Raw genomic sequence first — 15,587 nt, forward strand, 5'->3', positions numbered from 1 at the left:
ATGCGTATCGGACTGATCGGCGCGGGCGCGGTCGCGGACCTGCACGCCCTGGCCGCGGACCGGATCGCGGACACCCGCCTGACGGCGGTCTGTGACCTGGAGGAATCGGCGGCCCGCCGGGTCGCCGCGCCGCACGGGGCCGCGACCTTCACCGACTACCGCGACCTGCTCGCCTGCCGCTCGGTCGACGCGGTCATCGTCAACACCCCGCACGCGCTCCACAGCCGGATGGTCCTGGACGCCGCCGCGCACGGCCTGCATGTGCTGGTGGAGAAGCCGATGGCCACCACCCTCGACGACTGCGACGCGATGGCCGCGGCCTGCGCGCAGGCCGGGGTCACCCTGGCAGTCGGGCACATCCAGCACTTCCTGCCCGACAAGTGCGCCGCCGAGCGGGCGATCGCCGACGGTGTGCTGGGCGCGCCGCTGGCCGTGCACGACTACCGCAGCACGGACTACCGGCCCGGCACCCGCTCCCCCTGGTTCTTCTCCCGTGAACTGGCGGGCGGCGGCGCGCTGATGAACATCGGCGCCCACTGCCTGGACCGGTCGGTCTGGCTGGGCGGCGCGCCCGCGGTCTCGCTGACCGCCGCCGTCACCGAGCGGTTCGGCGCGCCCGTCGAGACCGACGGCACCGTCGCGCTGCGGCTCGCCAACGGCGGGCTGGCCGGTGTCTCGGTGATCTCCGACCCGCCCCACAAGGTCGACGAGCTGACCGTGGTGTGCGAACGCGGTTCGGTGGTCGCCGACCCGCGGGCGGGAACGTTTCTGCGCATCGACGGCCGCACCCGGCAGATCCACACCCCGAGTGGTACGGACATCCCGGACGCCTTCCGGGAGCAGCTCGCCGACTTCGTCGCGGCCGTCGGCGGCGCCGCCCCCCGGGTCACCCCGGAACACGGCCGCCACATCGTGGAACTCGTCCTGGCGTCGTACGCCTCGGCCGCGACCGGAGAGCCGGTCGGGCTGGGCGCCGCGCAGAGCGTCTGACGCCGACGCCCGGAAGGGCCGGTGCCCGGGAGGAAACCCCCGGCACCGGCCCTTCCCGTCGCCCGCTCATCCGCCGCCCGGCGCCTTCACGCGGACCGCAGCCGGATCTGTACCCCCAGGCCGAGGTGGCACCGGACGTCCACCGAGGTCAGGCCGCCGTGCACGACGGTGCGGACCTCGGTGTGGGGCTCGGCGGTCCGCCAGGCGCCACGCAGGACCAGCCGCAGCCGGTGGGTGCCGCCCCGGCTGTCCCGCCAGGGCCTGGTGAACGGGCTGAGCACGCCGACGAACGCGCCGTTCCGGTCGTACTGGTCCCGGTCCCGGCCCTCGTACAGGCGCAGGTCCGGATCGGTGACGGACAGCACGAGGCCGCCCGAGTCCGGGCGCGCGAGCAGCAGCGAGGGCGTGTCCACCGCCGTGATCGGGCCGCCCGCCGCCAGGGTGCGCTGCGGCTCGAAGACGGCGTACGCGGTGATCCCGGTGGCCCGGTCGTGCACGACGTGCGCGCCGTCGTCATGGCGCAGCACCGAGTACGGCGCGATCGTCGGGTCGGCCATCCGCGCCGCGAAGTCCCTCATGTCCTCCGGTGTGGCGTCCACGATCAGGGCGTAGGCGTAACGGCCGCCGCGCGGCGCGCTCCCGTGGTCGAGCCACGCGGTGGCGAAGTCGGCGGTACCGGGTGTGCCCGTGCTCTGGTCGGGAGCGGTCTGGGAGGCGCGGGTCAGGGCGAGCCGCTGGCCCGGCGGTATCCAGTAGCCGTTGCCGACCGGGTCGATCAGCCACGTCGGGTCGGACGGCGTGCGGTCGACGGCGTAGGGGAAGTCGGCGACCGCGCCCAGGGCGCTGTGGATCACCGGCTCCGAGGGCTCGGCCAGGTGGCACTGGAAGAGCGTGGTCCGCGTCGGGTGGACGGAGTCGTCGTTGCGGATGCCGGAGCCGAGGGCGATGACCCGCTCGTCGAAGAGGAACACCGATTTGCGTGCCCGGTGCGAGGGGTTGAAGACGGGGTGTTCGCGCAGGTCGATCGCGAAGACGGCGTGCCGGTCGTCGATGGTACCCGCGCCGCCGAACCGCGACTCGGTGAGCGGCATCTGCTCGATCGCGCCCGCGAGGTTGGACCGCAGCTCTTCGTAGGGCAGGCGGATGGCCGTGGTGCCCGGCCACTGGTTCCAGTCCCAGCCGGGCTGCCGGAATCCGCTGGCCAGGTTGTCGACCGGGTCGCCGCGGCCGAGGACCTGGATCTGGCCGTAGGTGGTGTACCGCCCGTAGAGGTTGTCGGTGGCGTAGATCTCGGTGCTCCACAGGTAGCGGTTGTGGCCGCGGACCGCGACCAGCCAGTTGTCGCGTCGGTGGAGGGCCAGCGCGCTGTGGTTCATCGCCCAACTGCCCGTCGGCGCGGCTTCCGCCGTGACGCCCGCGGCGGCCAACCGCTGGGCCAGCGCCTTCTGTACGGAACTCGGCTTGGCGGGCAGCAGGCGCAGGAACGCGGCGCCCACCTCGGGGTCCAGCTCCCGCGAGCCGTCCGGGGACCCGGCGGTGGTGAGCGACTGGTAGGGCGGCAGGGCGAGCGCGGTCAGACCGGTGGGGTGGCGGGCGGCCAGCGACAGCGGCCAGTCGGAGGCGTTGGCGTAGACGCGCATCCGCAGCAACGCGTCCTTGTAGCGGCCGTGTGCCGCCTCCCCGACCCGGAAGGCGGTGCCGCTGAGGATGTCGACGGTCGGGGCCGACCCCTTGTAGCCGTCGCGGGCGTAGTCCGGGTACATGCCCAGGTGGTGGAAGACGGAGCCGTCGGCCTTGAAGCCGTCCATGATGCCGGGCGAGACGGTCAGGGCGGCGTCCAGCCAGCGCCGCAGCGCGTGCAGGTGCGCCACTTGCCCGGCCGGGGTCGGCATGAGCAGGGCGGTGCCGAGCAGGCCCTGGAGGTTGGTGTTGAGGATGTCGAAGATGCCGCCGTAGGACTCGGCGTCGCCGAAGTCCTGGAGCAGTCGGCCGAGTCCGGTGAACCAGGCCAGGTCCTCCCGGACACCGTCCAGCAGCCCCCGCTCGGCCAGGGCGTCACGGATCAGGTGGACGGAGTCGTAGAAGCCGCGGAACTGGTAGCCGAGGTGGTGGATCGTGCCCTGGCAGCTCCCCGCCGCCCAGCCCTGTTCGCGGAGGTGGTCCAGGATCCGTACGTACAGATCGGTGAGCCGGGTCCGGTGCGCGTCGTGCGACGCGGCGTCGTACGCGCAGGCGATCTGGTACATCAGGTCGGTGACCTGGCGCAGCGGGCTGCCGGCGACGAACGCGTTGAGCGCGGCGGCGATCCGCGGCGGGTAGATCTCCGTCTGGTAGGAGTCGACGGCCCGGCCCGGCGCCCGCTCACCGGGGTACGGCACACCGAGGCCGTCGGTCGCGGCGGCCAGCGCCGCCACCGCCGCGTCGTCCACCGTGAGGGACTTGCGCAGGACCGCGTGATAGCGCCGGGTCACCTCGGCGAGCGAGGCGCTCTCCCCCGCTGTGGGCTCGGGTTCCGGCAGCGGGTGCGCGGCGAGCCGGTCGGCGTACGAGAGCAGGGCCAGCCAATGGGCGTTGGCGGCCCGGTCGCCCTCGCGGTTGACGAACGGCACCTGCCGGTCACGGGTGGGGTGGTCGGGGCGCAGTTCGGTGTTGACGATGAGCTGGTCGAGGTGGAGGGTGCCCGCGCCGGAGCGCCGGGGCGCGACGAACCGCAGGGTGTCCATGCCCGCGCGCGGCTTTCCCGACAGGTCGTACCCGTAGCGGATCCACACGGTCCGCCAGCCGGTGAAGCCGAGGTGGATCTCGCACCACGCGTCGGCGCGCCGGCCGCGCCCGAACTCCACCCGGAGCACGTCGTCGAGGGCCCGGTCGTTGTGGATCCACACGGCGAAGGTGTCGACCGTCCCCATGGTCGCCTGGTCGTCGCCGTCGCGATACGCGTCGGGTGCGTAGCGCAGCGGGGTACGGATCTCCAGTTCGGCGCCCGGCCGGTAGTCCCAGCGCAGGGAGTGCGGGCCGATCCGGGCGGTGGCGGCGCTGATGCTCACCCGCGAGCCGGGTCCGGTGCGCAGGTGCTCGGGTATCCGGGTCTCGAAGAGGAACACCGGCGGGTCGAGGGCGAGTGCCTGGTCCTCGACGGTCGGCGCGTCCGCGGCCTGCCCCGGGGGGCCGGCCGCGGCGCCGTTCGCCGCCGGGCTGTCGGCCGCCGCCGGTGCGGCCGCGACGGGCAGCGCGGCGGCGGCCGATCCGAGTGCGGCGCCGATCAGCGCCGTGCGTCGCGTGAATCCTTGGGGCTGCTCTGGCATGGTCTGTCCTCCGGTACTCCCTCGCCGGGTTCCCGTGAGGGGAGGGGTTCGCCTGCATCACAGCGGCCGGGGACAGAACGATTCAAGAAGGACTGAACGGCGGATGCGGCGGTTGCCACTCGGGGTCGTCGAAGGCGCCGAGCGGGTCCGCGTCCGGAGCGTCGGCGCCGCCCCGTCCGGCGTCCAGCGGCGCGCGCTGCCCGGCTCCGGTGACCGGCAGGCGGCTGCCGTCCCGCGCCGGGTCCCCGTGTTCCGTGAACCACGCGTCGAGCCGGCGCCGCAGGTCGCCGACGCGTTCGCGGTGCGCCGGGTCGGCGACGAGGTTGACGCGCTCGCCCGGATCGGCGGCCAGGTCGTACAGCTCGTGCGGACCGTGCGGGTACCGGTGGACGTACTTCCACTCGGCGGTCCTGATCATCCGGACGGGACCGTACTCGTCGTAGACGACCACGGGCCGGGGCGGCGGCGGCTGGCTCGGCCGGCCGGTCAGCAGCAGTGGCGCGAAGGATCTGCCGGGTCCGGTCTCGAACGGTTCCGCGTCCAGCCCGGCGCACTCCAGCAGCGTGGCGGCGAAGTCGTACGCCGACAGCAGTTCGTGGCGCACCGAGCCCGCGCTGATCCGGCCGGGCTGCGCGATGATCGCCGGGACCTTGACCGAACTGTCGTACATGTTCTGCGGAAAGGTGCCGTTGCCCTTGCCCCAGATGCCGTGGTGGCCGCAGTTGAAGCCGTTGTCGCTGGAGAACACCACCAGCGTGCTGTCGGTGAGGCCCAGGTCCGCGAGGGTCCGCAGGACCTGTCCGACGGCGGTGTCCATGGCGGTGACGGAGGCGAAGTAACCGACGAGGGCGGCCCGGACGTCGGCCTCGCCGCCGACCGGTACGCCGTCGACCAGCGGCTGCCACGGGTGCGGTTCCTCCTGCGGGCAGGTGTCGAACGCGCAGTCCGCGTAGAGGCGTTCGACCTGCGGCGGGTGCTGGCCCTTCCAGGGCTTGTGCGGGGCGGTGAAGTGCAGCGAGAGGTAGAAGGGCTCCTCCCGTCCGGCCTCGCCGTTCAGGAAGTCCACCGCGTCGTCGGCCAGGACGTCGGTGAGGTATCCGGCGGCCGGTTCCCTCGTGCCGTGCCGGTACATCGGCGCGTCGTGGTAGGCGCTGCCGCCGCTCTCGTGCGCGTACCAGTGCGTGAACCCGGGGCGCGGCCGGTCGTTGGCGCCGAGGTGCCATTTGCCGGACAGCCCCAGCCGGTACCCGGCGTCGGCGAACTCGTCGGTGAACAGCCGCTGTCCGGCGAGGAAGTCCTGGCCGTCCGGGCCCGCGTGGCCGCCGGAGAGCCAGTCGTGCACCCCGTGGCGGGACGGGATCTGGCCGGTGAAGAGGCTGGCCCTGGCCGGTGAGCAGACCGGGGAGGTGCAGAAGAAGTTCTCCAGCCGGGTGCCGCTCTCGGCGAGCGCGTCGAGGGACGGGGTGAGGATCTCGTCGTTGCCCGCGCAGCCGAGGGCCCAGTGGCCCTGGTCGTCGCTGAGGATGAGCAGGACGTTCGGGCGCCGCGGGTCGTGGCTTGCCATGGTGGGTCTCCCTGGTGGGCTGATGGTGAGGTGGGTCGCGGGGCGCGGGCGGACGGGCCCGGCGGTCGGGGGCGGGCCGGTGCGGGACGGCCGGGCCCGGGTGACCGGCCGGTTCAGCCGAGGTCGTCGGCCACGCCGTCGAGGTCCGGTGCGCGGTGGCCGCCGATGTCGGCCGTGTAGCCCATCCAACTGTGGGCGGGGTCGCCGCGGCGCAGCAGTTCTCGGTAGAGCCGCCCGGTCAGCTCCCGCCTGACGTCGGCGTACGCCGGGGACCCGTGGACATTGCGCAACTCGTGCGGATCGCGGTCCAGGTCGTACAGCTCGTGCACGCTCTCCGGGTTGTGGACGAGCTTGTACCGGCGGTCCCGGATCATGCGCTGGGAGTACGGGAAGTGGTGGCCGTGGAATTCGGCGACGACCTCGGTCCGGTCCAGGACCGCGCGCGCTCCCCCGGTGTCGCCGGTCAGCAGCGGCAACAGGCTGTCTCCGTCGCAGGGTTCGGGGGCGGGCAGGCTCGCGATGTCCAGCAGGGTGGGGTTGAGGTCGGTGAGCGTGGCGAAGGCGTCCGAGACCTGGGCGGGCCCACCCGGAACCCGGGCGATGGCGGGGACGCGGTAGATGTCCTCGTACATCGCCGGGCCCTTGTCGTTCAGCCGGTGGCCGCCGGTGAACTCGCCGTGGTCCGCGGTGAAGAACACGGCGGTGTCGTCGCCCAGGCCGTACTCCTCCAGGGCGCGCAGAATCCGGCCGATCTGGTGGTCGATCATGGTGACGTAGCCCCAGTAGACGGCGATCAGCTTGCGCCAGGCGTCCGCGTCGAAGGCGTCGGCCGACCAGTATTCGCTGTAGCGGCGCTGTACGTCGGGCTTGCCCGCGAAGGTCTCGGCCATCGACTCGGGCAGCACGACATCGTCCGGGTCGTAGAGGTCGTAGTAGTGGTCGGGCACGAGATAGGGCAGATGCGGTCCGAACCAGTGGCAGGACAGCATGAACGGCCGCCCTGACGTGCGCCGGCCGGCGGCGTACCGCTCCAGCAGCGCGAGGGTGCGGTCGGTGAGGAACGCCTCGACGGTGGCCTCGACGGGCTGCCGCAGCCGACCCGCGATGAGGTGGCCCCGGCCGACGCCGTTGGCGGCGGTGCCGAAGACGGGGTCGGTCACCGCGAACGGCGGCAGGCCGCGGTCCGCCAGCCATCGCTGGTACGACGGCTGGCGTACGGGGTTGAGCGCGCCGGGCAGGTGCTCGCCGTCCAGGCCGTGGTGCTCGGGGCCGTGCTCGCGGCCGATGTGCCACTTGCCGACGTGGCCGACCTGGTAACCGGCCGCCCGCAGTTGGGGCCAGAGCAGTGGCTGGCTCTCGTTCAGCTCGTCCTGGCCGCCGGCGGCGCGCTCGGGGTTGGCGAGCAGGCCGTGCCGGAACGGGTGCAGGCCGGTGGCCAGCGACGCGCGTGCCGGTGTGCAGATCGCCGTCGGAGTGTAGAACCGGTCGAACCGCGTCCCCCGCGCCGCGAGTCCGTCCAGGGCCGGGGTCTCGACGACGGTGTTGCCGTACGCGCCGAGGGTGTCCACCCGGTGCTGGTCGGTCATCAGAAAAAGGATGTTGTGCGGGCTCACCGACCGCCGCCCCTCCGCTCCCGCCGCTCGCGGCGCTGTCGTCGCTTGGTCGGCTCCCGTGCACCGTAAGGACGGCCCGGCATTTTGGTCAACCCTCGGGACTAATCACCGGCCGATGGTCCCCGAATCCGGCGAGCACCTCACCGCCGAAGGCACTGACCAGCGCGGATGGATTAGTCCCGAAACTTGACAGAATCCACGGCGCGGTCCGATCATGCGGACATGCCAGACCGACGCGGAGCCGCACTGCACCGACTGCGCGCCGCCCACGAGGCGGCGGTGCTCGGCGAATTGCGGCGCGCGGGAGCGCTGAGCCGCGCGGAGCTGATCGAGCGGCTGGGGCTCTCCCGCACCACCTTGTTCACGATCGTCTCGGACCTGCTCGCCCGTGAGGCCGTCGTCGAGCGCCCGATGACCGCGCCGGACGGCACCTGGGCGGCGGGCTCCGGCGGCGGTACGGGGACGGCCGCCGCGACCGCATCCCCGGCGGACGGCGCCCCGGACCCGACCGCCGACACGGGCGCCCGCACCGGCACCAGGCCGCCGAGGGGTCCCGGCCGCCCGGCCATGGCGGTCTCCCTCAACCCGCGCGGCGCGCAGCTCATCGGCATCGGGCTGCTTCCGACCCGCTTGCAGATCGTGATCGCCAACCACGCCCACGAGGTCGTCGCCCGGTCCAGCACCGCGCTGCGGGCGGAGGCCGGACCTGACGAGCGGGTGGCCGCGGTCGTCGCCGCCGTCGGCGAACTGGTCGCGGAGCGCGGGGTGAGCCTCGCCCCGGTGACCGGCGTCGGCCTCGGCCTGCCGGGGCCGGTGCGGCGCCCGGACGACGAGCGTCCGCCGGACCCCGCGGACCGGGCGGCCTCCGCGGCCCGGATCGTCGCCGGGCTCGGCGACCACTTCGAGGCGCCGGTGGTCACGGACAACAACACGCGGCTGGCCGCGCTGGCCGAGATCACCTGGGGCGCGGCGCGCGGCCTGTCCGACATCGTGTATCTGCACTGGTCGCAGGGGGTCGGCGGCGGGCTCGTGGTGGACGGCCGACTGGTACGCGGCGCGCACGGCGCGGCGGGCGAGATCGGCCACACCAGTTGCGACCCGCGCGGAGCGGACTGCTACTGCGGAGGCCGCGGCTGCCTGGAGGGCGTGATCGGCATCCCCGCGCTGCTGGCCGAGTGCCGCGCCAGAGGGGCGAGCGTCCGGGACGCGCGCGAACTGGTGGCGCGGGCCGCGTCCGGCGAGCGACCGGCGGCCGACGTCGTGGCCGGGGCCGCGACGGCGGCGGGCCGTGTGCTCGCCGCGCTCGCCGCCCAGACGGACCCCGCGTGCGTGGTGATCGCCGGTGAACTCGCCGCCCTCGGCGCTCCAGTCCTCGACACGGTCCGCGCGCAGCTCACGGCGTTCTCCCTGCCGGCCGCCGCGCGGACCATCCCCGTCAGGGCCTCCACGCTCGGCGACGACGCCGCGGCCCAGGGCGCCGTCGCGATGCTGCTGCACGCGGCGGGCGAGCGGGTCGACGTCCTCGTGGACGGCGGTGCGCCGCCGCCGGGACGCCGCGGCGATCCGGCCGCTGGCGCGGGGGACGCCGGTGGTGCCCGGTGACGGCGTGCTGCGGCCCCGGCGGTCACGGCGGAACGGCCGAGGCCGGAGCCGGGACGGGATCCGAACTCACGCCTCCGCCACGGAACTTCGCCGTTCCCGACCGCCCGCGCGCGGAGGTGCTGCGCGGCATGGTCGCCGTGCCCGCAGGCCCCTATCTGATGGGCGGCGACGACGAGGACGCGTTCCCCGACGACGGCGAGGGGCCGGTGCGCGAGGTGACGGTCAGCGCCTTCCGCATCGACGCGACATGCGTCACCAACTCCCGCTTCGCCGTGTTCGTCAAGGCCACCGGCTACCGCACCCAGGCCGAACTGAGCGGCTGGTCCTACGTCTTCGGCGGCTTCGTGCCTCCGCGGGCGCGGCACGCGGTGCTTCCCGGCCGCGTGCCGGGCGCGCCGTGGTGGCGAGCTGTCTCGGGCGCCTGCTGGCGCTCGCCCGAAGGCCCCGGCACCTCGATCGGGGAGCGCGGCAACCACCCCGTGGTGCACATCTCCTGGCACGACGCCGTCGCCTACGCGGCCTGGGCGGGCAAGCGGCTGCCCACCGAGGCGGAATGGGAGAAGGCCGCACGCGGCGGACTGGTCCGGGCCCGCTTCCCCTGGGGGGACGAGCTGACCCCCAACGGGCGGCACCGCTGCAACATCTGGCGCGGCGACTTCCCGGTCCGCAACACCCGCGAGGACGGATATCTGGGCACCGCGCCCGCCAACGCCTTCACTCCCAACGGCTACGGGCTCCACAACGCCTCGGGCAATGTCTGGGAGTGGTGCGCGGACCGGTTCTCCCCCGACTGGCACGCCGCGCCCCGGCCCGAGACGCGGGTCGACCCGGTGGGTCCTCCCGACGGCGACAACCGGGTGCTGCGCGGCGGTTCGTATCTGTGCCACCACTCCTACTGCAACCGCTACCGGGTCGCCGCCCGTACCTCCAACACTCCGGACAGCACCACGGCGCACGGCGGCTTCCGGTGCGCCGTCGACGACTGACCGGCTGACCGACCGCCTTGTCGACCGACTTACCCACTGACCGACCGGCCGGAAGCGAGGGGTCGCCCCGCTTCCGGGGTACGGGCGGCCCGGAGGGCGGACAGCGGTGGTGACCGCTGTCCGCCCCTTCGGACCGTGGTGCCTCCTGTTCCGTGCGCCCGCTACCGGCAGGCGGCCGGGATCAGTAGGACGTGGTGACCGAGGCTCCGCTGAAGCCCTGGACGGCATAGAGGCTGACGTAGACGTAACCGGCCGCCGGGTTGGTGACGGTCAGGGTGTGGGCGTTGCCGCTGCCGGTGGCCTTGCTGGTGTAGCTGGCGGTCGTGGCCCACGCGGTGTTGCTGTAGTAGAGGTCGGCGTTGCCGGTCCCGCCGGCCGAGGTGATCTTCAGGGTCGTGGTGCCCGCGGGCAGGTAGAGGTACAGGTAGGCGTAGTCGCCGGTGGGCGCCGACAGATTGCCGCGCTTGCAGTTCTTGCCGAGCTGGTTGACGTCGGCGCCGGTGCACTCGGGCGCCGTGCCGCCGCCGCTGCCGACCGTGACCGTCTGCGACGTGGTGTTGGTGGCGCCGCCGTTGTCGGTGACGGTCAGTGTCACGGTGTACGTGCCCGCGGCCGTGTACGTCCTGGACGGGTTGGCGGCGGTGGAGGTGGTGCCGTCACCGAAGTTCCAGGCGCGGGAGGCGATGGTGCCGTCGCTGTCCGTCGACCTGTCGGTGAAGGCGGCGGTCAGATTGCTGACGGCCGAGGTGAAGGCGGCCGTGGGCGCCTGGTTGCCGGGCGGGTTGCCGCCGCCGATGCTGCCGCAGTTCCCCACCGCGCACTTGGTGAGCCAGGCGTCCCAGTCACTGTTGTAGCGCGTGCCGATGGTGCTGGTGAGCAGGGTCTGCGCGGCGGCGTAGTTGCCACTGCGGTAGTCGGCGAGCAGCGCGGTGACGTCCGCCGGGTGCGACTGGAGCATGTAACGCACCGCGAGGTAACCCCAGTTGTAGACCAGGGTCTGGCCCGAGTCGTAGGTGTTGCCGAAGATCGACCGCAGGGTGTAGCCGTGCGTCGCGGCCTGGTTCTGCGCGTCGGTGTAGACCACGTTGCGGTAGGAGTAGGAGACGTACTCGGCGAAGCCCTCGATCCACCAGATGGTGGTCGGCGTGGCGGTGCTGGCGGTGAAGTCGCCGTAGGTGTCGAACCGGCCGTCGAGGTAGTGCGTGTACTCGTGGTTCAGGTTCCAGATCTGGAAGTCCGGGCGCACCCACTCGGCCTCGTAGGCGATGAAGCGGGGCTGGTTTCCGGCCGCGGCCGGGTCGCCCTCCAGGTACATGCCGCCGTTGTTGGTGTCGATGCCGTACATGGCCCCGGCGTATGTCTGGTAGTCGGTGCTGGAGTTGAAGACCACCACCTCGATGGTGGAGTTGTTGTCGTTGGCGACGGGCCCGCTGTCGTGGACGAGGCCGTGGAAGTACGCGTCCTGGGCGCGCAGGCTGGCGCAGGAGGAGCTGAGCTGAGCGGCCGTCATGTCCTGGGCCAGGATGCGGATGCTGGAACTGCACGTGTAGTTGGACGTGAGCACCGAGCTCTTGAGCCGGTCGGCGAGGTTGCACGTGTCGTAGTACGAGCAGTTCGACGCGTCGTAGTAGCTGGTCATCTCGGCCAGGCCGACCCACAGGGCCGCGGTGGGTCCGGTGATGGCGGTCCGGCTGAGCAGCGCGGCCACCAACGGGCTGGCCTTGGCGCGCAGGGCCGACTCCTGGAGGAACCGGCCCAGTTCACGCCCGGCGTTGGACGTCAGGTACGCCTGGTCGGTGCTCAGCAGCGCCAGGTGCGAGCCGGCGAAGTTGTACAGCGTGTCCAGCACACTCGGGTCGGCCACGACGGCCGCGACGAAGTCCGGGAACTGGTGGCCGCGGAACAGCACGGTGTAGACGTTGTTGACGGCGTTGAGCATGTACCAGGACGCGTCGTACGAGCTGTTGTAGCCGTTCAGCAGCCGCTTGACGACGTACAGGTAGCGGGCGTCCTGCTCGGAGCTGTCGATCAGGGTGACGGCCTCGGCGAGGGCCTCGCCGTTGGCGTCGGTGACGTCGCCGGAGTGGGCGCTGGCGAAGAAGGCGTCCAGGGCGCTGCGGATGGCCGTGACCATGGCGGTGCCGTAACTGCCGACCGCCGAGGAGTTGTAGTACTGGACGTAGTAGCCCGCCCGCAGGTAGAGCACGAGCTGCGGCATGCCGGTGCTGCTGTCACCGGGGTAGGCGGCCGAGCCGTCGCGCATGGCGTAGGCGACGGTGGTCATCTGCGCCTCGCGGAAGGCGTTGTAGGCGTCGGTGCCGGTCAGGTTGAACAGCGTGTTGACGCAGTCCGTGGTGGACGCCCTGATCTGGGCGACGAGGGCGCTGCCGGTCCGGCCGGTGAAGTCCGAGGCGTTGCATGTCGCCGCCGCGGTCAGGCCGTTGGCCCTGGCCTTGGCCCGCGCCGCGGCCTTCATGGACGGCGCGGAGTGGCTGACCACCGGCGCCGTCGGCGCGTCGTAGTCCTGCTTGAGCGCGTCCTTGGACGCGGGCAGCGGCGCCCGGTCGGCCGCGCTGAGCGAACCGGCTCCGGTGTGGTCGGACTTCGCCGCGGCGACCGTGGCGGGCTGGGCCGCCGGGCCGGGGCGGGTGGCCGCGGTCCCGGCGGGCTTCGGCTGCGCTGCCGCGGCCCGTTCCGGGTGGATCAGCATGCCGATGCCCAGGCACATGGCCAGGGCGAGTATCAGGAACCCGGTGAGACTTCGTCGTACCGGTTGGGTGTTCACGTGCCGCCTCCCAGCGGTGTGTGCCGCGCTCCGTTGCGCGGCGAGGGGGGATTCGCGGTGCACCCGTCCGGGCCCGCCCGGCACTGTGGGGAGTGGGCGGTGCGGTCCCGGACGGACCGCGAGCCGTGCCTCAGCTTTTGGCATGAGCACGGCTTTCAGGTTGTGCGCCATGTACCATTGCACATGTCACATCGCTTGGGAACCCTGGGTGGAGAACTCGCGAAAACGGCCTGGGGCCACCGGAATTCCGGTGGCCCCAGGCCGTTTCCCCGCTCCCCCGCGCCCGGGAATTCCCCGCGCCCGGACCGCGCCCGGACCGCGCGCAGGCGGACACGGCGGAGCCGCTCGACCCCGCTGTTCGGCGCACGGAGCAGCCCTGCCGACCGGACCCGTGCTTCCGGTCAGGCGGCCCCGTCAATCGGCTCCCTCAATCGGCGTCCGGGAAGTGGCAGGCGACCTGTCGGCGCGGCGGACCGGCCAGTTCGGGGCGGGTGACGCCGCAGATCTCCTGTGCCTTGTGGCAGCGCGGGTGAAAGGCGCAGCCCGACGGCGGCGCCGCGGGACTGGGCGGATCGCCGCGCAGCACGATCCGCTGCCGCACGCGTTCCACCGCCGGGTCGGGTACCGGCACCGCCGACAGCAGCGCCGCGGTGTACGGGTGCGCGGGGCGCTCGTACACCTGGGACTTGTCACCGATCTCGACGACACGGCCGAGGTACATCACCGCCACCCGGTCGCAGACCCGCTTGACGACCGAGAGGTCGTGGGCCACGAACACGTAGGCCAGGCCGAGTTCGTCCTGGAGACGTTCCATCAGGTTGACGATCTGCGCCTGCACCGAGACGTCGAGCGCCGAGACGGGTTCGTCCGCGATGACCAGCCGCGGTTCGGTGGCCAGGGCGCGGGCGATGCCGATCCGCTGCGCCTGCCCGCCGGAGAACTCGTGCGGATACCGGTCGAGGTGTTCGGGCAACAGGCCGACGAGGTCGAGCAGTTCGGCGGCGCGGATCCTGGCCCGGCCGGCCGACGTGCCCTGCGCCAGGAGCGGGTCGGTGACGATACGGGCCACGGTCTGCCGGGGGTTGAGCGAGGAGTACGGGTCCTGGAAGACCATCTGGATGTGCCGCCGCAGCGGCCGGAGCCGCCGCTGGCCCAGATGCGTGATGTCCTGTCCCGCGAACCGGATACTGCCGGCCGTGGGTTCGAGCAGCCGCACCACCATCCGTCCGGTGGTGGACTTGCCGCATCCCGACTCGCCGACCAGCCCCAGCGTCTCACCGGCCGCCAGGTCGAAGCCGACCCCGTCCACCGCGCGCACCGGGGCCGTCGCCCTGCCCAGCCGCCGTCGTCCGGGGAAGGTCTTGACCAGGCCGCGGACCGACAGCAACGGCGGGTCGCCGCCCGGTTCCAGGGCGGGCGGCGGTCCGCCGTCCGCGGCGGCGACGGGTTCGAGGTGCCGTCGCCGGTCGGGGGCGGTCCCGGCGCGCTGTCCGTTCGTATCGGCGACGGCCGCCCCCGTACCGGGGCCTGATCCCGTCACCGGTCGTGCTCGGTCCGTGCGCTTCATCGCGTTTCCTTGACGGTGAGGGGCGGCCCGCTCCGGGCGTCCGCGGGCGGATCGGCGGCGGACCGCGCCGCCGTCGTCAGATGACAGGCGGTCAGATGCGCCGGGCCGGGCGGGGCCGCGGCGGCCTCTCCCCCGTCGCCGGAGACCCGTGGGACCCCGGCGGCTCCCCCGCCGCCCTTCCCCGGCGGGGCCGACCCCGCGCCGCGCACCGCCTCCAGGGCCGGGCGCCGGGTGGCACACCGCTCCCGCTCCGGCTCGGACGCGACCGCCGCCCGGGGGCAGCGGGGCAGGAAGGCGCAGCCCTCGGACAGGCTGAGCAGCGAGGGCGGTGAGCCCGGGACGGTACGCAGCGGCGCGTCGTCCGCGTCGTCCAGCCGGGGCAGCAAGTCGAGCAGCCCGCGGGTGTACGGGTGGGCGGGCTCGGCGAACAGCGCGTCCACCGTGGCCTGTTCGGCCGCCCTGCCGCCGTACATCACCAGCACCTCGTGGGCGACGCGGGCCACCACTCCCAGGTCGTGGGTGATCATCACCACCCCCAGACCGCGTTCCTGCTGGATGCGGGCGATGAGTTCGAGGATCTGCGCCTGCACGGTGACGTCCAGCGCGGTGGTCGGCTCGTCGGCGATGAGCAGGTCCGGCTCGCAGGCCAGGGCCATGGCGATCATCACGCGCTGCCGCATGCCGCCGGAGAACTGGTGCGGGTACTCCGCGACCCGCCGGGCGGGTTCGGGGATGCCGACCTCGCCGAGCATCTCCACCGCGCGGCGCCGGGCGACCGCCCGGCCGGAGCGGAAGTGCCGCCGGTGCGCCTCGGCGATCTGCTCCCCCACCGTGTAGTAGGGGTGCAGGCTGGACAGCGGGTCCTGGAAGACCATCGCCATCCGGCGCCCGCGCAGCGCGCTCAGTCGCGCACCGCTCAGACCGGTCAGCTCCCGGCCGCCCAGCGCGATGGAACCGGTGACCTCGGCGTCCTCGTGCAGTCCCATGACCGCGAGCGAGGTGACGGACTTCCCGGAGCCCGACTCCCCGACCAGGCCGAGGGTCCGCCCCTTCTCGACGGTGAAGCCGATGCCGTCGACGGCCCGTACCGGACCGCGCTTGGTGCGGAAGGAGACGGTGAGGCCGTCCACGCGCAACAGCGGCGGCGTGGCCGCGGCGGCGGTGTCCTGGTCCAT

Annotated in this window: 9 protein-coding genes; 3 read left to right on the plus strand and 6 right to left on the minus strand. The window is 73.1% G+C overall.

Annotated features, from left to right (window positions below; genetic code table 11):
- Positions 1-990: a Gfo/Idh/MocA family protein gene (locus tag ACIQCJ_RS31550; protein ID WP_402713242.1), complete on the plus strand. Its 990-nt coding sequence runs from the start codon at positions 1-3 to the stop codon at positions 988-990.
- Positions 991-1,076: 86 nt separating this feature from the next.
- Here the strand turns inward: ACIQCJ_RS31550 and ACIQCJ_RS31555 are convergent, their stop codons facing one another.
- The 3 genes from ACIQCJ_RS31555 to ACIQCJ_RS31565 form a co-directional block, all read right to left on the minus strand.
- Positions 1,077-4,295: a chondroitinase family polysaccharide lyase gene (locus ACIQCJ_RS31555; RefSeq protein ID WP_402713243.1), complete on the minus strand. Its 3,219-nt coding sequence runs from the start codon at positions 4,293-4,295 to the stop codon at positions 1,077-1,079.
- An 82-nt stretch (positions 4,296-4,377) separates the two neighbouring features.
- Positions 4,378-5,859, minus strand: a complete 1,482-nt coding sequence (locus ACIQCJ_RS31560) for a sulfatase-like hydrolase/transferase (RefSeq protein ID WP_391162801.1) — start codon at positions 5,857-5,859, stop codon at positions 4,378-4,380.
- A 113-nt stretch (positions 5,860-5,972) separates the two neighbouring features.
- Entirely contained in the window at positions 5,973-7,445 is a 1,473-nt protein-coding gene (locus ACIQCJ_RS31565; RefSeq protein WP_402713244.1) for a sulfatase-like hydrolase/transferase, read from the minus strand.
- 249 nt (positions 7,446-7,694) lie between these two features.
- Here ACIQCJ_RS31565 and ACIQCJ_RS31570 point away from each other — a divergent pair, with 249 nt between their 5' ends.
- The gene (locus tag ACIQCJ_RS31570; protein ID WP_402713245.1) at positions 7,695-9,074 is read left to right on the plus strand and encodes an ROK family transcriptional regulator; all 1,380 of its coding nucleotides are present in this window, start codon (positions 7,695-7,697) and stop codon (positions 9,072-9,074) included.
- Positions 9,071-10,060, plus strand: a complete 990-nt coding sequence (locus tag ACIQCJ_RS31575) for a formylglycine-generating enzyme family protein (RefSeq protein WP_402713246.1) — start codon at positions 9,071-9,073, stop codon at positions 10,058-10,060. Before ACIQCJ_RS31570 ends, ACIQCJ_RS31575 begins: the two co-directional genes overlap by 4 nt.
- A 181-nt stretch (positions 10,061-10,241) precedes the next feature.
- Here the strand turns inward: ACIQCJ_RS31575 and ACIQCJ_RS31580 are convergent, their stop codons facing one another.
- The 3 genes from ACIQCJ_RS31580 to ACIQCJ_RS31590 form a co-directional block, all read right to left on the minus strand.
- Positions 10,242-12,788: a collagenase gene (locus tag ACIQCJ_RS31580; protein ID WP_402713414.1), complete on the minus strand. Its 2,547-nt coding sequence runs from the start codon at positions 12,786-12,788 to the stop codon at positions 10,242-10,244.
- A gap of 484 nt (positions 12,789-13,272) precedes the next feature.
- The gene (locus ACIQCJ_RS31585) at positions 13,273-14,412 is read right to left on the minus strand and encodes an ABC transporter ATP-binding protein (protein WP_402713247.1); all 1,140 of its coding nucleotides are present in this window, start codon (positions 14,410-14,412) and stop codon (positions 13,273-13,275) included.
- On the minus strand, positions 14,409-15,587 hold the full coding sequence (locus ACIQCJ_RS31590; protein WP_402713248.1) for an ABC transporter ATP-binding protein: 1,179 nt from the start codon (positions 15,585-15,587) through the stop codon (positions 14,409-14,411). The genes ACIQCJ_RS31585 and ACIQCJ_RS31590 overlap by 4 nt, the downstream gene beginning before the upstream one ends.

This window comes from Streptomyces sp. NPDC093221, from assembly GCF_044753885.1.
GTDB lineage: Bacteria > Actinomycetota > Actinomycetes > Streptomycetales > Streptomycetaceae > Actinacidiphila.